14 protein-coding genes are annotated in these 19,473 nt (G+C 69.7%); 5 read left to right on the forward strand and 9 right to left on the reverse strand.

The annotated features are described in order from the left end of the window. Positions 1–46 precede the first annotated feature (46 nt). Positions 47–565, forward strand: a complete 519-nt coding sequence (locus tag ABLI39_RS02930) for a DinB family protein (RefSeq protein WP_349411872.1) — start codon at positions 47–49, stop codon at positions 563–565. A gap of 57 nt (positions 566–622) precedes the next feature. On the opposite strand, the gene ABLI39_RS02935 is transcribed toward ABLI39_RS02930, so the two are convergent. The 4 genes from ABLI39_RS02935 to ABLI39_RS02950 are packed head-to-tail and all read right to left on the reverse strand — an operon-like array spanning position 623 to position 7,760. Continuing rightward, the gene (locus tag ABLI39_RS02935) at positions 623–1,612 is read right to left on the reverse strand and encodes a GNAT family N-acetyltransferase (RefSeq protein ID WP_349411873.1); all 990 of its coding nucleotides are present in this window, start codon (positions 1,610–1,612) and stop codon (positions 623–625) included. A 21-nt stretch (positions 1,613–1,633) separates the two neighbouring features. Then, entirely contained in the window at positions 1,634–5,071 is a 3,438-nt protein-coding gene (gene cydD / locus ABLI39_RS02940; protein ID WP_349411874.1) for a thiol reductant ABC exporter subunit CydD, read from the reverse strand. A gap of 7 nt (positions 5,072–5,078) precedes the next feature. Beyond that, positions 5,079–6,128 carry a cytochrome d ubiquinol oxidase subunit II gene (gene cydB, locus ABLI39_RS02945; protein WP_349411875.1) on the reverse strand — a complete coding sequence of 350 codons (1,050 nt, stop codon included), beginning with the start codon at positions 6,126–6,128 and terminating at the stop codon, positions 5,079–5,081. Between the two features lie 33 nt (positions 6,129–6,161). Continuing rightward, positions 6,162–7,760: a cytochrome ubiquinol oxidase subunit I gene (locus tag ABLI39_RS02950; RefSeq protein WP_349411876.1), complete on the reverse strand. Its 1,599-nt coding sequence runs from the start codon at positions 7,758–7,760 to the stop codon at positions 6,162–6,164. Positions 7,761–8,059: 299 nt separating this feature from the next. Between ABLI39_RS02950 and ABLI39_RS02955 the strand changes: the two genes are divergently transcribed. Further along, the gene (locus ABLI39_RS02955) at positions 8,060–8,446 is read left to right on the forward strand and encodes a BlaI/MecI/CopY family transcriptional regulator (RefSeq protein WP_349411877.1); all 387 of its coding nucleotides are present in this window, start codon (positions 8,060–8,062) and stop codon (positions 8,444–8,446) included. Between the two features lie 6 nt (positions 8,447–8,452). Then, positions 8,453–9,457, forward strand: coding sequence for a M56 family metallopeptidase (locus ABLI39_RS02960; protein ID WP_349411878.1), 1,005 nt, complete (start codon positions 8,453–8,455; stop codon positions 9,455–9,457). A gap of 22 nt (positions 9,458–9,479) precedes the next feature. On the opposite strand, the gene ABLI39_RS02965 is transcribed toward ABLI39_RS02960, so the two are convergent. Then, on the reverse strand, positions 9,480–11,588 hold the full coding sequence (locus ABLI39_RS02965) for a DNA gyrase/topoisomerase IV subunit B (protein ID WP_349411879.1): 2,109 nt from the start codon (positions 11,586–11,588) through the stop codon (positions 9,480–9,482). 261 nt (positions 11,589–11,849) lie between these two features. Here ABLI39_RS02965 and ABLI39_RS02970 point away from each other — a divergent pair, with 261 nt between their 5' ends. Further along, positions 11,850–12,071: a DUF7455 domain-containing protein gene (locus ABLI39_RS02970; RefSeq protein WP_175321658.1), complete on the forward strand. Its 222-nt coding sequence runs from the start codon at positions 11,850–11,852 to the stop codon at positions 12,069–12,071. Between the two features lie 175 nt (positions 12,072–12,246). Here the strand turns inward: ABLI39_RS02970 and ABLI39_RS02975 are convergent, their stop codons facing one another. The 4 genes from ABLI39_RS02975 to ABLI39_RS02990 form a co-directional block, all read right to left on the reverse strand. Continuing rightward, positions 12,247–13,581: an RNA polymerase sigma factor gene (locus ABLI39_RS02975; RefSeq protein ID WP_349411880.1), complete on the reverse strand. Its 1,335-nt coding sequence runs from the start codon at positions 13,579–13,581 to the stop codon at positions 12,247–12,249. A gap of 276 nt (positions 13,582–13,857) precedes the next feature. Beyond that, positions 13,858–15,210 carry a DUF4192 family protein gene (locus tag ABLI39_RS02980; protein ID WP_349411881.1) on the reverse strand — a complete coding sequence of 451 codons (1,353 nt, stop codon included), beginning with the start codon at positions 15,208–15,210 and terminating at the stop codon, positions 13,858–13,860. 86 nt (positions 15,211–15,296) lie between these two features. Then, positions 15,297–16,628 (reverse strand): MFS transporter, encoded by a 1,332-nt coding sequence (locus tag ABLI39_RS02985; RefSeq protein ID WP_349411882.1) that lies wholly within the window; start codon positions 16,626–16,628, stop codon positions 15,297–15,299. A gap of 35 nt (positions 16,629–16,663) precedes the next feature. Beyond that, positions 16,664–17,602, reverse strand: coding sequence for a proteasome assembly chaperone family protein (locus ABLI39_RS02990; protein WP_349411883.1), 939 nt, complete (start codon positions 17,600–17,602; stop codon positions 16,664–16,666). 303 nt (positions 17,603–17,905) lie between these two features. On the opposite strand from ABLI39_RS02990, the gene ABLI39_RS02995 reads away from it, so the two are divergent. Then, positions 17,906–19,432 (forward strand): leucyl aminopeptidase, encoded by a 1,527-nt coding sequence (locus ABLI39_RS02995; protein WP_349411884.1) that lies wholly within the window; start codon positions 17,906–17,908, stop codon positions 19,430–19,432. Positions 19,433–19,473: the final 41 nt, after the last annotated feature.

Below are 19,473 nucleotides of genomic sequence, written 5' to 3' on the forward strand. Positions count from 1 at the left end.
GCCCTTCCCCCGGTTCGCATCCTACTCCTTCCCCTAGACTGCAGACATGCCTATCGTGCCCGATCAAAAAGACTGGACCTGGGTGCTCACCCGGCCGTGCCCCGAGTGCGGTTTCGACGCCTCCGCCTGCACCCCGGCCACGACTCCGGGAAAGCTTGCCAACATGCTGCCGCGCTGGCGCGCCGTGCTGCGGCGGCCGGACGCCGCGGTCCGCCCGGACGAGGACACCTGGTCGCCGCTGGAGTATGCCTGCCATGTCCGGGACGTGTTCACGCTCTTCGACCACCGCCTGGACCTTATGCTCACCGAGGACGACGCCCGCTTCGAGGACTGGGACCAGGACCGGACCGCGGTCGAGCAGGACTACGCCGGCGCCGATCCCGCCGAGGTGAGCGCGGCGCTGACCGCCGAGGGCGAGCAGATCGCCGCGTCCTTTGGCCGCGTCCCGGAGCGGGACTGGGACCGCAAAGGCACCCGCAGCAACGGCTCGGAATTCACGGTGCTGACGTTCTCGCAGTACTTCCTGCACGACGTCGTGCACCACCTCCACGATGTGGACGGATAGCGCGTGGACGGATAGCGCGTGGATGGGTAGCGCCTCGACGGATAGGCGCGGGACTGCCTAGAGTTCCTTGTCCCAGGCCATGCTGCGGTTGACCGCGACGTACCCCATCTTGGTATAGAGCGCCAGTGCCCCGGTGGGGTTCTCGGAGTCGACGTCGAGCGAGGCCTTGTCCATTCCCGCCGCGGCGAAGCGGCGCATGGCGTCGGCCAGCAGCGCCTGGGCAATCCCCCGGCCCCGGAACTCCCGGCGCACCCCCAGCAGGTCGGTGTAGCCCTCCTTGAAGCCCCGGGCCGCGGCACTGTCGGCGTCGTGGCTGGCGATCTGGTAGCCGGCCACCCGGCCGCTGGCCTTCTCCACGACGACGGCGCTGAGGTCCGGCCGCGCCTGCGGATCGTTCACCACGAACCCCCAGGCCTCCTCGTCGCGGGGCTCGCTGCCCCAGTGGTCGCGGAAGGCGTCGTTGTGGGCCAGCCGGACGGCCTCGTGCAGGCCGGGCCAAAAGTCCACGAGTTCGAGTCCGTCGTCGAGCGCCGGCTCCGGGAAGGCGTCATCCAGCGGCCGGTGCATCTCGTTGTAGTAGCGGACTATCCGGTAGCCGCAGTCCTCGAAGAGCGAGCCCTGGTGGGTGTGCTGCTCTTCCATGTAGAGGCGCAGCCTCGGCCCGGGGGCCCCGGCGTCGTGGGCGAAGCGCTGCAGGGTCCGGGACTCCAGCCAGCCCAGCAGCCCGGTTCCGATCCCGCGGCCCTGCCACTGGGGGTCCACGCAGCCGAAGCCGACGGCCTTGTCACCCTCCGGGTTTTTCGTCAGCCTCGCATAGGCCCGTGCGACGCCCTCGCCGTCGTATCCAAGGATGCTGTTCGCGGCCACCGGGTTGGTCCGGGACGCCAAGATCTGGGCCAGGTCCTCGCGCCGCTCGAACCAGACGGGCCGCTCGACAGCGGCTGTCCGGGCAATCAGGGCTGCCCAGTCCTCCAGCTCGGCTTCGCCGGCGGGCCGCCAGTCCAGGCCGGGGTCGAGGCGGCCCTGCGGGTCGGTGTGTCCGGTCATGGCTACAGGCTAACTGCGCCCCTAGCCCCGTGCCAGCAGCGGCTCGGCCCGTGACGCTGCATGGTCGAGGTCAAGCAGGCCGTCCTCCGGGTCGATGTCCTCCGGGTTGTGCGTCACCAGGACCACGGTGCGGCCGGCCAGCCCGCGGCGCAGTTCGGCCAGCATCGCCCGGCCGGCCTCAGCATCCAGATGCGCCGTGGGTTCGTCGAGCAGGATCACGTCGGCGCCGGTCAGGAGCGTGCGGGCCACGGCCAGTCGCTGGCGCTCCCCGCCGCTGAGGAACGCCCCGCCCGGCCCGATGGGGGTGTCCAGCCCGCCGTCGAGCCGCTTCAGCAGCGGCTCCAGGCCGACGGCGATCAGCGCCTCGGCCAGTCGCCGCTCAAGCTCCGCAGCCCCGCCCGGCCCCGCCAAGCGGTCCCCTTCCGGAAGTCCCAGCATCAGGTTTCCGCGGATGGTCGAGTCGAAGAGGTGTGCCTCCTGCGGGCACCACGCGGCGCGGCCGGTCAGGAGGAGCTCTCCCCCCGCGGCCGGCAGGAAGCCGAGCATGGTGGCCAGCAGGGTGGACTTGCCTGAACCGGATGCTCCGGTCACCGCGAGCCAGCGCCCCGGTTCGGCACTGGCGGACAGGCCGGTGAAGACTTCCGCGCCGCCCGGCCACGCGGCCGCCAGGTGCCGGAGTTCGACGCCGGGACGCCCGCCGGGACGCGCGGCCAGCGGCACGATTCCCGGCGATTCCGGCTCCTCCGTTGCGAGAACCCCGGAGGCGCTGATGCGCCGCAGCACGGACCGCAGCGCCGGGTACTGCCGGACCGCCGTCGTGATGGCCGCATACGGTTCCACGAGGGCCAGCTGCAGCAGCACCACCACAGCCACGGTTGCCGGCTCCGCGGCGCCGCGAAAGACCAGGGGCGCGGCGAGAACCGCGCTGGCCAGCGCGGCGGCCCCGCAGGCCAGAACGGTGAGTCCCTGCCCGAGCCCTTCGGCGAGGGCGGACCGCTGCGACGCGGCCGTCGCGGCCCGGTCGGCCCGGTGGATGGCGGTCAGGACCGGGGCGCCGACGCCGTTGGCGTGCAGTTCGGCGCGCGCATCCAGGGCCGCGGCGACCCGGCGCAGCACGCCGGAGCGCAGTTGCTGTTCGGTGCGGGCGGACATCCGGTCCGCGAGCAGCGCCAGCGCCGGAGCGGCCACAAGGCTGACGGCGGCGCCGGCAATCACGGCCGGCAGGGCTACCGGCAGCAACAGCCCGATCCCCGCGACGGCGGCCGCACCGACGGCAACGGCCGTCAGCGGCGGCAGGACCACCCGCGGCAGCAGCTCCCGGACGGTGTCGACGTCGTCCACCACAGCGCCAAGGACGTTGCCGCCCTGCAGCAGCCGCCGCAGCGAGAGGGCCCGCCGGCTCAACGACTCCCACAACCGGCCTCGGAGCCGCGTCAGCGCTGTGAAAACGGCGTCGTGCAGCAGCAGCCGTTCGGCATACCGCAGGGCGGCCCGGCCGACGCCGAAGAAGCGCACCCCCACAATGGCGGTCAGCAGGTACAGGATGGGCGGCTGCTCGCTGGCACGGATGATGAGCCAGCCGGAGAGCCCGGCGAGGGCGAGGGCGAACAGCGCGGCCAGGACGCCGACGGCACCGGCGGCCGCAAACTTCCCGGCGACCGGCGCCAGCAGCCGGCGCAGCTGGGACGCCGCCGTCCCGGCGCCGGCGGCGCTGTCCGCCGGGTCGGGCGCGCTGCCAGAAGCTCCCGCGGCACGGGAGGCGGTGTGGGCCGGGGCCGACGGTCCGGAAGTGCCGGCACGCTGAGGGGCAAGCGGCGAGGCCGGGGCGGCTCCGGAGCGCCCGTCCACGGTTACCAGCTGGTCCGCGAGTTCCCGGGTCTGCCGGTCGTGGGCGACCAGCAGCACGGTGGCCTTGCCCCGCAGCCCCGCGATGCTGCGGCTCACGGCGTCGGCCGAGGCCCGGTCCAGGTGTGCGGTGGGCTCGTCCAGGAGCAGCACCGTGGCGCCGGCCGCGATCCGGGCCAGTCCGCGGGCCACGGCCACCCGGCGCAGCTCCCCCGGGCTGAGCTCGGCAGGATGCTTCGCGGCAAGATGTTCTGCCGCGCAGGCGGCGAGGCAGCGCCGGGCCTCGGCCGTGTCATCGGTGCTGGCGTGCCTCTGCGTCCGGTCCGGGGCCGCGCCCAGGTACAGCAGGACTTCGGCCAGCACGTTGGACTCCACCAACACGGGGTGTTGCGGCACCCACGCGAGGTCCGCCGTCGTAAATCCTGTGAACTCACCGGTGACATCCGTGCCGGCGCCGGAACCGATGGTGCCGGCGAGCACGCCTAGAACAGTGCTCTTACCCGCGCCGCTGTGACCGTCCAGGGCAGTGATTTCTCCCGGTGCAGCCGTAAAGCTCAACGGCCCGACGGCGGCCTCCGCGCGCCCGGGGTAGCGGACGGTCAACTCCCTGACGGTGACCGCGGGCGGCGCAGCGGCCGGCTCGACGGCCTGAGGGGCCGCGGCCGGGACCAGCGGCACGGCCGTGGCGGCGTCGAGCACTTCGGTGGTGTCGGCCAGCGCGGCCCGGCCTTCGTCACTGGCGTGGTGGGCGGTCCCGAGTTCGCGCAGCGGGAGATAGCAGTCGGGGGCCAGGATCAGGGCCAGCAGCCCGGCCTCGAGCGCCATGTCCCCGTGGACCAGCCGGACGCCGATGAAGACGGCCACCACGGCGACGGAGATGGTGGCGATGAGCTCCAGGGCCAGCGCCGAGAGGAAGGCGGTGCGAAGGGTCCCCATGGTCCTGGACCGGTAGTCCTCCGAGATGTCTTCGAGGGCCTTGCGCTGGGCGGCGGCGCGGCCCAGGCCCACGAGCACCGGCAGGCCCTTGGCGAGTTCCAGCATGTGGCCGGAGAGCCGGGACAGTGCCGCCTGCGCGTCACGGACCCGGTCCTCGGTGTAGCGGCCGATCAGGATCATAAACAGTGGCACGAGCGGGACCGTGAGCACGATCACGACGGCACTGATCCAGTCCGCGAACAGGATCCGGGCCCCCAGCAGCAAGGGGATGGCGGCGCAGTTCACCAGGGCGGGCAGGAACTGGGTGTAGTAGTTGTCCAGCGCGTCCAGTCCGCGGGTGGACAGCACCGCTAGGCCGCCGTCGGCCGGGCCGGCGGTGCGGATTCCGCTATGCAGGGCCCGCTCCAGCAGCCGCGAGCGAAGCTCCTCCTTGACCCCCAGGGCGGCCCGGCGGGCGGCCACGGCCTGCGCCCACACCGTCAGCGAGCGCAGCACCACCCCGGCCAGGCCCCAGCCCAGTTGGTCGGCCCAGGCGGGGCTGTGCGCGATCAGGCCCACCAGCATGGCCGCGACCGCCTGCCCCATCAGCACCAGGGACAGGGCTTTGAGGGCCGCGAGCAGCCCCAGCAGGTACAGCGCGGAGCGGGTGGCGGGGCCGGTGGGGAACTGCGGTTTCATCGGGCGGCTAGTCCTTCGGCGCCAGGGCCTTGGCGGCAATGGCGGGCAGGAAGCTGTGCGCCTCGGGAATGTGGGCGGCGCTGACCCGGCGGCGGAACACCCAGTAGGTCCAGGCCTGGTAGGCCAGGACCAGCGGCAGCCCGATGCAGGCGACGATGGTCATCAGGCCCAGGGTGTAGTCCGAGGACGAGGCGTTGGCGACCGTCAGGCTGAAGTCCGGGTTCAGGGTTGAGGGCAACACCACGGGGAAGGCGGCGCCAAAGATCGAGGCGCTGCCGAGCAGCAGGAAGGCTCCCAGCGAGAGGAACGCCCGGCCCTCGGCACCGCCACGAGCGAAGTTCCAGGCCAGGGCGGCGGCCACGACGGCGGCGATCACGGCGGCGACGGTCCACACCTCGCCGCTTTGGAACTGCAGCACGATCGCCCAGCCGGCGATCGGCAGCAGCAGCACCGGCAGCAGCCGCACGAACCACTGCCGCGCACGGTGCCGGACGTCGCCGTCGGTCTTCAACGCCAGGAAGGCGAGCGCATGCAGCAGCGAGAAGCCGACGACGGCGAGGCCGCCCAGCACGGCGTACCCCGTGAACCACGCGAACGGGCCGCCCTCGCGGTCGCCGTTGGCGTTCAGCGGCAGTCCCGTGGTGGTCAGCGCCAGGGCCGCGCCCACCCCGAAGGCGGCCACGAGGGAACCCAGGGCGAGCGCCCAGTCCCACCGTGCCCGCCACTGCGGCGTGTCCACCTTGCCCCGGTACTCGATCGACACGGCGCGGAAAATCAGCGCGACCAGGACCACCAGCAGCGGCAGGTAGAGCGCGGAGAACAGGGAGGCGTACCAGAGCGGGAACGCCGCGAAGGTGGCGCCGCCGGCGGTGAGCAGCCAGACTTCGTTGCCGTCCCAGACCGGGCCGATGGTGTTGAGCAGCACCCGGCGTTCGGTGTCGTTGCGGGCGAAGACCTTCATGAGCATGCCGACGCCCAGGTCGAAGCCCTCCAGAAAGAGGTAGCCCGTCCACAGCACCGCGATGGCAATGAACCAGATGGTGGGTAGCAGTTCCATACTGAAAATCCTCTGCTTCTTGTTCTTGGGCCGTTAGTAGGCGAAGGCCAGGACGTCGCCGGCTTCGGGCTTGCCGGGGGTACCGCCGGGCGGGGTCCGGTCTTTGTTCTCGTCCGCCGGGGCGTGGGCCAGCTCGGGCATTGCGGAGACAACGCCGCCGCGGATGTACTTCACCAGCAGCTTCACCTCAACCACCAGCAGCACGCCGTAGACGGCGGTCAGCACCAGCAGGGAGGTCAGGAGTTCGCCCGCGGAGACCCCCGGTGAGACCGCCGCGGCGGTGAACATAAACACCTGGTCGATGCCGCTGGGGTCAGGGTTCGGGGCGACAACGAAGGGCTGGCGGCCCATTTCGGTGAAGATCCAGCCGGCGGCGTTCGCGCCGAACGGGGCCAGGATGCCGAAGACGGCGAGCCGCATCAGGCCCCGGGAGGCCGGCACGGTCCCCTTGCGGGTGATCCAGAGCGCCACGAGGGCGGCGAGCGCTGCCACTCCGCCGAAGCCGATCATCATCCGGAAGCCCCAGTAGGTGACTTCCATGACCGGGACGTATTGGATTTCCTGGCCGGCCCGGTCACCGTAGATCGGGTTGTCCGGCAGGTGGGTTCCGTAGTCGGCCTTGTACCTCTCCAGCAGGCTGTTCACGCCCTTGACCTCGGTGGTGAAGTCGCCCTTGGCCAGGAAGGACAGGATGCCGGGCACCTCGATCACGGCCACGACGTCGTCGCAGTTCTTGGAGCCGACGTTGCCGACGCTCAGGATGGAGAAGCCGGTGCCGTCGTGGCAGGCGGCCTCGGCGGCGGCCATCTTCATCGGCTGCTGTTCGAACATGAGCTTGCCCTGCAGATCGCCGGTGATGGCGGTGCCGGCGAAGGAGATCATCGCGACGACGGCGCCGATCCGCAGCGAGCGGATCCAGACGGCGTGGTCCGCGCGGTCCCGGCCCGGGATGTCCGATTCGCCGGGGATGACCGTGCCGTCAGCCCCGACCGTGTCGATGCCGTCGTGGCGGCGGCGCCACAGGTGGTACCAGGCGATGCCCAGCAGGAAGGCCCCGGCGACGGCGAGGGCGCCGAACAGCGTGTGCGGCACGGCGACGAGGGCGGTGTTGTTGGTGAAGACGGCCCAGGCGTCGGTCATCACGGGCCGGCCGTTGATCATCTCCACGCCCACGGGGTGCTGCATCCAGCTGTTGGCCACAATGATGAAGTAGGCGGAGAAAACCGAGCCGATGACGGCGATCCAGAGGCACGCCAGGTGCACGCCGCGCTTGAGCTGCTTCCAGCCGAAGATCCAGAGGCCCAGGAAGGTGGATTCGACGAAGAAGGCCAGCAGCGCCTCCATGGCGAGCGGCGCGCCGAAGACGTCCCCGACAAACCGGCTGTACTCGCTCCAGGCCATGCCGAACTGGAACTCCTGCACGATGCCGGTGGCCACACCCATGATGAAGTTGATCAGGAAGAGCTTGCCCCAGAACTTGGTCATCCGGAGGTACTGCGGTTTGCCGGTGCGGTACCAGAGGGTCTGGATCACGGCCACCACCAGGCCCAGGCCGATCGTGAGCGGCACCATCATGAAGTGGTAGACGGTGGTGATGCCGAATTGCCAGCGTGCGATTTCCAAGGCGTCCAAGGCAGTCCCTTTGGCTAGGTTCCCGAGAGTTTTCTACATTGCGTAGAACTAACTTCTACAGAGTGTAGAACAAATCCACACCTTCCCGCACCCCAGCGTGGCACGGCGCACCCCGGCCCGCAATGGAGCGGCAGCAAGGTCCGTGGACGTGCGAAACCGTTCGCTCCTGGAGGACACGGCGGCCATGTTCTACCTTATGTAGAAACTGGACGCAAAACGCGGTAAATTTGAACCTGAAGTATTCAGCAACCACCCGGCGCAGCTACGGCGCCGGACGGCACTCACGAAGGACATACGGAATGGCAAGTCTCGGCGAACTGGAACGGGCAGTGATGGACCTGCTCTGGGCAGGCCAGGAGGCTGCGACGGCGAACACCCTGCGGGACCTGCTGGCGCAAAGCACGCGGTCGCCGGGCGACACCACCGGCCACGAGGGCAAGGACCTGGCCGTGACCACCGTGTTGACCGTTCTTTCCCGGCTTGAGCGCAAGGGCCTGGTGGAGCGCGAACGCGGCACCCGCCCGCACCGCTACCAGGCCGTCTCCAGCCGCGCGGACCACACCGCGGAACTGATGCACGAAGTGCTCGGCTCCGCCCCGGACCGCGAGGCCGTGCTGGCGCGCTTCATCGGCTCCGTGTCCGCAACCGAAGCTGAAACGCTGCGCAAACTGCTGGGCCACAGCTAACACCGGATGTTCTGGACCTCATATTTTCTGGCGGTCCTGGCGATAGTCCTGGCCTGGCCGGTGCCTATCCTGCTTTCCCGTGCCCAGTGGCCGGCCCGCTCCCCCTTTACGGCGATGCTGCTGTGGCAGGCGATCGCCCTCGCCGGCGGCCTGTCCATGATCGGCGCCATGCTTGTCTACGGTCTGGAACCGGTGGGAGACAACCTCCTGGCGGGCCTGCGCTCATTGGCGGGCATGGTCTTCCGCAACGACCCCACGACGGCGCTGGGCTTCTGGCACATCTTTGCGCTCTCCGCGGCGGCACTGCTGAGCGCCCACCTCGTGTTCACCCTGCTGCTGACCTACTACAAGATCCAGCGCCAGCGCCGGCGCCACCGCGAACTGCTGGCGTTACTGGCTTCCCCCTCGGCCGACGGCCCCCGGACCATGGTGATCAGCCACGACTCCCCCGTGGCGTACTGCCTGCCGGGCGGCGCCCGCTCCGTCACGGTGCTCTCGGATGGCCTGATGGCGGCCCTGGAACCGGACGAGCTGCGCGCGGTCCTGATCCACGAAAACACCCACCTGAGCCAGCGCCACCACCTGCTGCTCTGGGCCTTCGCAGCCTGGCGGCAGGCCCTGCCCTGGCTGCCGACCACCCGGCTGGCCCAGGAGGCGGTGAACTCGCTGATCGAGATGCTGGCCGACGACGTCGCGCTCAAGACCGAAAGCCGGGCCACCCTGATCAAGGCGATCGCGATTGTGGCGAGCGGTTCCGCGGGCGCGGCCGCTGCCCCGGCATTGCCGGCGGCCCGGATGGCGTTCGGCGACCGGGCCGCGGAGGCCGACGCCGGCCAGCCCGGCGCCACCGGGGGTGCCGGTTCGGCGGTGACTACCGCCTCGCGCGTCAGCCGGCTGCTCTCCCCGCAGCGGCCGCTGCCCGAGCCGCTGCGGATCGCCGTACTGGGCGCCTGCCTGTTGCTGCTCGCGGTGCCCACGGCGCTGCTGATCGTCCCCGGCCTGCTCGGCTAGGGCGCCGGGTCAGGCGGACACGTCAGGCGTCGATGCGCTCCCGGTCCAGGCTCGCGGCCCCGGCGATGATGAAGTCCTTCCGCGGCGCCACGTCGGAGCCCATCAGCAGGTCGAAGGTCTCCTCGGCCTGCTTGGCGTTCTCGATCCCGACCTTGCGCAGGGTGCGGTGTCGCGGGTCCATGGTGGTTTCCGCGAGCTGCTCCGCGTCCATTTCGCCCAGGCCCTTGTAGCGCTGGATCGGCTCCTTGTACCGCTTGCCCTCCTTGGCGAGCCGGGCCAGCAGGACGTGGAGCTCCGCCTCCGAGTAGGTGTAGATCATCTCGTTGGCCTTCTGGCCGGCGTTGATGACCTCCACCCGGTGCAGCGGCGGGACGGCGGCGAAGACGCGGCCCTCGTCGATCATCGGGCGCATGTAACGGAAGAACAACGTCAGCAGCAGGGTCCGGATGTGCGCGCCGTCGACGTCGGCGTCGGTCATCAGGATGACCTTGCCGTAGCGGGCGGCACCGATGTCGAAGCTGCGGCCGGAGCCGGCGCCCACCACCTGGATCAGCGCGGCGCATTCGGCGTTGGAGAGCATGTCCCCCACGGAGGCTTTCTGCACGTTCAGGATCTTGCCGCGGATGGGCAGGAGCGCCTGGAAGTCCGAGGAGCGTGCCAGCTTGGCGGTGCCGAGCGCGGAGTCACCTTCGACGATGAACAGTTCGGAGCGTCCGACGTCGTCCGTCCGGCAGTCCGCGAGCTTGGTGGGCATCGAGGAGGTCTCCAGCGCGTTCTTGCGGCGCTGGGTCTCCTTGTGCACGCGGGCCGAGATGCGGGACTTCATCTCGCTGACGACCTTTTCCAGCAACAGCGCCGACTGGGCCTTGTCGTTGCGGTTGGAAGAGGTGAGCTTGGCGTTGATCTCCTGCTCCACCACCTTCGCCACAATCGCCCGGACGGCCGAGGTGCCGAGGATCTCCTTGGTCTGGCCCTCGAACTGCGGCTCGGCGAGGCGGACCGTCAGCACGGCCGTCAGGCCGGCGAAGATGTCGTCCTTCTCGATCTTGTCGTTGCCGGCCTTGAGCTTGCGGGCGTTAGTTTCCACGGCCTTGCGGAAGGTCTTGAGGAGCGCCTGCTCGAAGCCGGACTGGTGCGTGCCGCCCTTGGGCGTGGAGATGATGTTGACGAAGCTGCGCACGGTGCTGTCGTAGCCGATGCCCCAGCGCAGTGCCACGTCCACCTCGCAGTCGCGCTCCACTTCGGCCAGCTGGCTGTGGCCGCGCTCGTCCAGGACGGGCACCGTTTCCTTGAACTTCCCGGCGCCGTGCAGGCGCCAGATGTCGGTGACGGCCGGATCGGCGGCAAGGAACTCGACGAACTCGGAGATGCCGCCGTCGTGGTGGAAGACCTCCTCGTGCGGGCCGGACTCGCCCGGGGTGCCGGCAACCCTGCGCTCGTCCCGCACGGTGAGCTTCAACCCGGGGACCAGGAAGGAGGTCTGGCGGGCGCGGGCCGCGAGCTCGTCGTAGGAAAACTTCGCGTCCGGGGTGAAGATCTGCCGGTCGGCCCAGTAGCGGATCCTGGTGCCGGTGACGCCCCGCTTGGCCTTGCCGATGACGTCGAGCACGGAACCGTCAACGAAGGGCTCGAAGACGGCGGCGGGGTCCGATTTGGTGCCCGGGTCCTTGAAGCGGCCCGGTTCGCCCCGGCGGAAGGACATCTTGTAGGTCTTGCCGCCGCGGTCCACTTCGACGTCCAGCCGGGAGGACAGGGCATTCACGACCGAGGCGCCGACGCCGTGCAGGCCGCCCGAGGCGGTGTAGGAACCACCGCCGAACTTGCCGCCGGCGTGCAGCTTGGTGAACACGACCTCGACGCCGGTGAGCCCGGTCTTGGGTTCGACGTCGATCGGGATGCCGCGGCCGTCGTCGTGGATCTCTACCGAGTTGTCCGCGTGCAGGATGATCTTGATGTCGTGGCCGAAGCCGGCGAGGGCCTCGTCGACGGAGTTGTCGATGATTTCCCAGAGGCAGTGCATCAGACCGCGGGAGTCGGTGGAGCCGATGTACATGCCCGGGCGCTTGCGGACGGCCTCGAGGCCTTCCAGCACGGAGAGATGCCGGGCGGTGTAATCAGAACTTGGGGCCACGGGTCGGAAACTCCTTCAGGGATGGAACGTAAAAGACGCTTTTCCTAGGTTAGTCGGCTTATGGCCCGCCGCCCGGTTGCCACTCCCCGAAGGGACACCAGCGGCCAACCCGGCGGACGACACCGCGGACACCCTGGCGGACATCCCGCGGCAGCCGTTACTGAGCCGTGATACGCGGACAGCGAAAGTGGCCCATCCTTGCCATGGATTGTCTGCGAATGCTGGTTATATAGATGTATCGATCTACTAAGGAGGCCGAACATGACAACAGCAGTTGCGGACCGCACACTCACCACCGTTGACCGGTGCGACCGTTGCGGAGCTCAGGCATACGTCCGGGTTGTTCTCGGAGCCTCCGGCGGTGAACTGCTCTTCTGCGCTCACCACGCACGCGCCGTTGAACCGAACCTTCGCCCGCTCAGTTCCGACTGGCACGACGAGACGGGCCGTCTCCACGAGAAGGCGCCGGTTCCGGTCGACTAGACGTCCACTCTCGAAGGGCCCCTCCACTGCGGAGGGGCCCTTCTGCGTTAACCGCCGGGGTGGCCTGCACCCCGGGGCGCGGCCGCGGCGTTAAACAAACAGCGCGGGGTCACGCCACGCCCATGGATCCGATGATCATGGGCGGGAAGCGACCCCGCGCTGCCTGCTGTGGTGCTTAGTCCAGGTAGTCGCGCAGGACCTGCGAGCGGGACGGGTGGCGCAGCTTGGACATGGTCTTCGATTCGATCTGGCGGATACGCTCGCGCGTGACGCCGTAGACCTTTCCGATTTCGTCTAAAGTCTTCGGCTGTCCGTCGGTCAGGCCGAAGCGCATCGCCACGACACCGGCCTCGCGCTCGGAGAGGGTGTCCAGCACCGAGTGCAGCTGTTCCTGCAGCAGGGTGAAGCTCACGGCGTCGGCCGGGACCACGGCTTCGGAGTCCTCGATGAGGTCACCGAATTCCGAGTCGCCGTCCTCGCCCAGCGGGGTGTGCAGCGAGATCGGTTCGCGGCCGTACTTCTGGACTTCGACGACCTTTTCCGGGGTCATGTCCAGCTCGAGGGCCAGTTCTTCCGGGGTGGGTTCGCGGCCGAGGTCCTGCAGCATCTGGCGCTGGACGCGGGCCAGCTTGTTGATGACTTCCACCATGTGGACAGGGATGCGGATGGTGCGGGCCTGATCAGCCATGGCGCGGGTGATGGCCTGGCGGATCCACCAGGTGGCGTAGGTGGAGAACTTGAAGCCCTTGGTGTAGTCGAACTTCTCGACCGCACGGATCAGGCCGAGGTTGCCTTCCTGGATGAGGTCCAGGAACAGCATGCCGCGGCCGGTGTAGCGCTTGGCGAGGGAGACGACCAGGCGGAGGTTGGCCTCCAGCAGGTGGTTCTTGGCGCGCTTGCCGTCGTGGATGACGAACTCGAGCTCGCGCTTGAGCTTCGGATCCATGGAGCCGTCGTCGGCGGCGATCTTTTCCTCGGCGAAGAGGCCGGCCTCGATGCGCAGGGCGAGGTCAACTTCCTGTTCGGCGTTCAGCAGGGCGACCTTGCCGATCTGCTTCAGGTAGTCCTTGACCGGGTCGGCGGTGGCGCCCGCGGACATGACCTGCTGGACCGGGGCGTCGTCGTCGTCGGCGTCGGAGTAGACGAAGCCGGAGCCGGTGGTGGCGGCTGCCGCTTTGCCGGCTACTTCTTCGCCGTCGTCGCCGAGCTCGGCGGCATCGGGGGTCACGTCATCGAGTTCCTCGTCGACCTCAACGTCGTCGGAGTCCTCGTCCCGGGACTTGCTGGCGGCTTCGGCCGCGGCTTTGGCGCCGGGCTTGGGCCCGCGCTTCTTGGGCTCAGGCTTGGCGACTGCCGGGGCGGAGTCATCGCCCGCGGCGGAGGCGGCGTCTTTCGCAGCCTTGTTGGCTGCACGCGTGGCGGCACGCTTGGCGTTTGCCGCCGCCTTCTTCTCCTCGGGAGACAATACGGCCTGGTCGGCGGGTTCCTTCTTCGCGGAAGACGGGGTCACAGAAAACCTTTCTAGCAGCGGTCTGCGGAATCACCATACGGGCAACACCACTATGACCCTGTCAAGTCCGTGTTTCACATCAAGTGCAATCACGACCAGCAGAGCCACTAAGTAGAACTGCCGGAGCGACCGTAATGTTCCCTGTTTCCAAGGTTCCTTACACGCACTCAATCCACGGACCCAACCGGGTCTCGCCAACCATTGTCTCACGATTTTCCGGATCAGGGCCTCGAAGCCGCTACTGCCGCGTTATATGGCGCACCGCGCCGGCAGGGTTCAGGCGGCGTCAGGATCGAACTTCTGCCACGCGGCGTCCCTGCGCCGCGCCCACCCGCACAAGGTCCCGCGGCGGCCCAGCTCGGCCAGTAACTCGGCCAGCCGGTAACCGGGCTGTTCGGCGGCCGCCTCGGTGAAGAGAGCGTCGGCGAACGAGCCGCGGCCGCGGCACCATTCAATCCAGCCCCGGCCAGTGAGGGCAGCTGCCTTGGCCTCCCCGCCACCGCAGCCGCCGAGGTGGGCCAGAACCCGGTCGAGCCCCGCCAGGCGTGCCCAGTCCGGAGCCGGAGGCAACAGGCCCAGCAGTACGTCCCCGTACCCCGGGGGCTCCCCGGCACCGGCGGCCTCCCCCGGCGCCGGACCGGGAGCGGGCGCTGCCAGGGGGAACCCGTCGAGCTCGGGCAGCGGGGCCGGCTCGTCCGGCCCGGCGTCGAACACACCGAACTCCTCGGCACCGGCTTCCGCGGCCGCACGCCCGGCGGCGGCCATGACCAGGACCGCGTCCCGCCAGGGCGCCACGCACAGCGTCGCGCGCAGGTACCCGGCGAGGCCGGCAGGTAGCGCGCCGGCCGGCACGCCGGCGGACTGCCGCCCGGCGGTATTCCTGGCAGCCGGGCCGTTCGAGGCATCCAGCACGTGTTCCCAGACATCCAGCACGGCGTGGAACTGCGCCCGGTTCCGCCACCGGCCGGAGAATTTCCGGGTCCAGCCCTGCTCCGCCTCCAACGCGGCCGGTTCGTCCGGCGCTGGCGTGCCGACCGCGCCCGGGCGTCCCGGGAGGGACCGTCCCGGGGCGGCGCCCACGCTGCTGCCGCGGAAGACGAGCTCGGCGTTGAGCCTGCTGTTCTTGATTTCCTCTATCGGCCGGCCGGGCGGCGCGCAGCAGGACGGGTCGGTGCAGTGGGCGTTGCGCCAGTACCGCTCCCCGATCAGCCAGGCATCCCGCACCGGGAGCCCGGCCGCGCCGAGGGTGCGCTCCAGTTCACGCAGGAGTCTCGCCAGGGAGGGAGAAACGCCGTCGTCGGGGACGTCTCCGCCGCTGCCACCCGTTTCGCCCGCGCCAGGTTCGCCGTCGTCGGCAGCGTCCTCCGGCGCGGAGAAGATGGCGAGCAGCGCGCCGTCCGCCTCCTCATCCGCCTCAAGGTAGTCGCGGACGGTCCGCGCAAACTCGGCCAGCGCAGGCCCACGGCACCTGGACGGCTCCGGGAGGTCGACCCGCAGGGTGGCTCCGAGGCGCTTTCCCTGCAAGGTCATGGCCACAAGGCTGTTGGCCGGCCAGTAGCCGAGCGAATGCGGGATAAAGCCAAGAACGTCTTCGGGGCCGGTGATTTTCAGATGCTCGGGGGCTGTCATAGGCCCAGCTTCGTCCGCGCCGAAAGCGGCCGTCAGCCCCGAAGCCTGCTATGTGGACAACCGCCCGAACAACCCCGGAAAACCGGTCAGGGGGTGCGGCGGCGCTCCGCGACGAGCCGGCGCTGCCGGGCGAGGGCAGCGAGCAGCGGCGGCACCACCACGCCCTGCGCCGCCATCTGGCGGCGCACCTTCCGCCGCGTGATCAGGATGGCCACGGCACCGGCCACCAGCAGCACAAACTGCACGCTCAGCGCGATCCGGAACGCGCCGAGGCTGTAGAGCCCCTCCGGCGACAGCCCGGCCAGGTGCAGCGCATCCAGCGCCAGCCCGATCAGGAAGATCGAGAGGAGGGCGGCGATGAAGCCGCCCACGTTCACGATCCCGGTGGCGGTGCCGATCCGGTGGGCGGGGTTGAAGGTCCGGGCGAAATCGAAGCCGATCATCGAGCCGGGGCCGCCGATGGCCAGGACCACCACCAGCCCGGCCAGCAGCCACAGCGGCGACCGCTCCGGCTGGAGCAGCACCGCAGCCCAGGCCACGGCCGTGGCGCCGGAGATCAGCAGCACCATGGTGGAACGGCGCAGCGGGTGGCGGGCCACAAAGCTGCCCATCAGCGGCCCGGCGGCCATCGCGGCGGCGACGTACAGCGCCATCAGGGCGGACACGGTGCCGGTGTCCAGCCCCTGCGCCGAAATCAGGAAGGGGTAGCCCCAGGTCATCGCGAAGACGGTGCCGCTGAACTGCACGGTGAAGTGGCTCCAGAGGCCCAGCCGGGTGCCGGGCTGGCGCCAGGCCCGGGACAGTGACACGCCGGTGGCGCGGAGCCCCTGCGAGGGTTCCGGCGCGGGGTGGCCCGGCGGCAGGTCCTGCAACAGCACCACCACCAGCACGACGGCGAGCCCGGACATCCCGGCCAGGGTCAGGAACGCCGGGGTCCACCCGGCGGAGTGCAGGATCAGGGCGAACGGCACCACGGAGAAGAGCTGGCCCAGCTGGCCGGACATGCCGGTCAGCTGGGTGAGCAGCGGCACCCGGGACGGGGCGAACCAGAGCGGGATCAACCGGATCACGGAGACGAAGGTCATGGCGTCCCCGGCACCGACGAGCACACGGCCCAGGACGCCGCCGGGGATGCTGTCGGCGAAGGCCAGCTGTAGCTGGCCGAGGCCCATCAGCAGGGCGCCCCCGGCGATCATGGCGCGGGAGCCGAAGCGGTCCACGAGCACGCCGACGGGGATCTGCAGGGCCGCGTAGACCAGCAGCTGCAGCACGGTGAAGAAGGAGATTTCGGCGGCGCTGGCGTGGAACCGGACAGTGGCCTCGAGGCCCACGACGCCGAAGGAGGTGCGCTGGCTGACCGCCACCAGGTACGCGAAGACCCCGATGATCCAGATCAGCCAGGCGCGGGGGGAGGTCACTCCCCCATTATGCCCCGGCCCGTCATAAATAGTATTTATTCGCCGGGTTCTTTACGGGCCAGGTAGGCCTCGACGGCGGCGCCGAGCGCGTCGGCGTTGGGGAGCTGGTCGTTCTCGTCCGCGAGCAGCGAGCGGCGCACCGTCCCCTCGGCCTTCTCGTCGTACCGGGTTTCCAGCCGGGAGACGACCTGCTGGACTTCCTCGGAGGCGTCGATCTGTTCGGCGATCTGCCGGCCGACCTCCCGGCCGGCTTCGCGGAGCCGGTCGGTGGGGAGCATCAGCGAGGTCGCCGCGCCCAGGTATTCCAGCCCGGCGACGGCGGCCGTCGGGTATTCGGCCTCGGCCAGGTAGTGCGGCACGTGGATGACGTAGCCGGCGATGTTCCGGCCCGCCTCAACCAGGCGCAGCTCGAGGATGTGGCCGACGGCGGCCGGGACCTCGACGGTAGGCTTCCAGACCGAGATCCCCTCGATCAGTTCCGGCCGGTTGCCGTGCACGGTGACCCCGACCGGGCGGGTGTGCGGCACCGGCATCGGGATGGAGTGGATCCAGGCCGCCAGGTTGACGTCCAGTTCCTCCACGATGCCGACGACGGCGCGCGCGAAGCGCTCCCACTGCAGGTCCGGTTCGAACCCGGCCAGCAGCAGGAACGGCTTGCCCAGCCCGTCCTGCATCCGGTACAGGGCCAGGCGTGGGGCCTGGTAGTCCTGCAGGTGGTCCTCGACGAAGCTCACCTGCGGCCGCCGGGAGCGGTAGTCGATCAGCTGGTCGGCGTCGAACTCGGCGATGAGCTCGGACTCCAGGGTGTCGAGCAGTTCCGCGGTGATCTGTTTGACGACGTGGCCGGCGTCGGCGAAGCCGGTGAAGCCCATCAGCAGGTTGAGCCCGCGCAGCTCGGGGCTGCGGAACAGCGCGTCATCACGGACGTACAGAGTGTGGGGGTCCAGCAAGGAGCCGGAAATCCGTTCCATCACGGCATGTTCCTTTCGCAGTAGCAGGTAGTGGGGCGGCGGAGCCAGAGGGCAGGGCGGTCCACGGGCCGTGCCGATACCAGCTACAACGCCCCGTCTGCCGGGGTAATTCCTGCCGCGGCTGTGGGCCAGCTCTCATTAAATTGAACTCCGGCGCCGGGGAGAGACTACGATCGGAGCTGGCCTTATAGATGGCCTTGCAGACACCGGATCGCGTGCAATGCCGACGGTGGCTCAGGTACCCGTGGCAGGGCGCCGAACATGCAGTTCCTGCCGAAATATCACAGAGAATTGAGGACTGTCCTCGTGGTCAAGAATACCGAAGTCAAACTGAGTGCCATCGCCGGAGACTTGAAGAAGTCGCCGTCCGACGCCCTCGTCGTCGGCGTGGGACAGGGCACCGAGGGTCCTGTCCTGCTCGAGAACCCGCTCTCGGCCAAGGCTGCCGAGGCGCTGGCCGAGTCCCTGGCCGCTCTTGGCCTCACCGGCGCCGCGGACCAGGCGCACCGCCTCCCCGGTCTGCCCGAGGCCGGGGCCGCCGTGCTGGTCCTCGCCGGCGTCGGCAAGGTCTCCGCAGGCACCCCGCTCTCCGAGGAAGCACTGCGCCGGGCGGCCGGTTCGGCCGTGCGCCAGCTCGCCGGCGTCGCCACCGTTACCCTTGCCCTGCCGACGCCGAACCTCGCCGCCGTCGCGGCCGTCGCCGAAGGCGCCGCGATGGGCGCCTACTCCTTCACCGAGTACCGCACCGCCAAGGACAGCATCAAGGACCCGGTCAAGAATGTCCGCATCCTCACCGACTTCGCCGCGGACAAGGCACTGGCGCCCGTGCTCGAGCGCGCCTCCCTGATCGGCAAGGCCGTCAACGCCACCCGCACGCTGGTCAACCAGCCGCCGAGCCACCTTTACCCCGAGTCGTTCGCCGACGCCGCTAAGGACCTGGCCAAGGGCCTGCCCGTCAAGGTGACCGTCTGGGACGAGAAGCGCCTGGAGAAGGACGGCTTCGGCGGCATCCTCGGCGTCGGCAAGGGCTCCACCCGCCAGCCGCGCCTGGTCAAGGTCGAGTACGCCCCGGCCAAAGCCACCGCCAAGATCGCGCTCGTGGGCAAGGGCATCACCTTCGACACCGGCGGAATCTCGCTGAAGCCGCACCTGGGCATGGGCGACATGAAGTCGGACATGGCCGGCGCCGCCGTCGTCCTCAACACCGTCCTGGCCGTCGCCGAACTGGGCCTGCCGGTCAAGGCCACCGCCTGGCTGTGCATCGCGGAGAACATGCCCTCCGGCGCGGCCCAGCGTCCCGCCGACGTCATGACCATCTTCGGCGGCAAGACCGTCGAGGTCCTGAACACCGACGCCGAGGGCCGCCTGGTGATGGCCGACGGCATCGTCGCCGCGAGCCAGGAGTACCCGGACGCGATCATCGACGTCGCCACCCTTACCGGCGCGCAGCTGATCGCCCTCGGCGACCGCACCGCCGGCGTGATGGGCTCCGATTCGGTGACCGGCGCCATCAAGGCCGCGGCCGACCGCGCCGGCGAGCTGGTCTGGCCGATGCCGCTGCCCGAGGAACTCCGTCCCAGCCTGGACTCGCAGGTCGCTGACATCGCCAACATCGGCGAACGGCACGGCGGCATGATGACGGCCGCCGTGTTCCTGCGCGAATTTGTCGGCAAGGGCAAGGACGGCGAGCAGATCCCGTGGGCCCACATCGACATCGCCGGACCGTCCTTCAACAACGGCAGCCCTTACGGCTACAACCACAAGCAGGGAACCGGCTGCACCGTGCGCACCCTGGTGGCGTATGTCGAGGACATTCTCGCCAAGGCCGTCTAGCCGGGACCGCCGCCTTGGGGGGGGGGGGGGGGAAACCGACC

Origin of the sequence: Pseudarthrobacter sp. B907 (assembly GCF_040137805.1) — a bacterium.
In the GTDB taxonomy this organism is placed as follows: Bacteria; Actinomycetota; Actinomycetes; order Actinomycetales; family Micrococcaceae; genus Arthrobacter.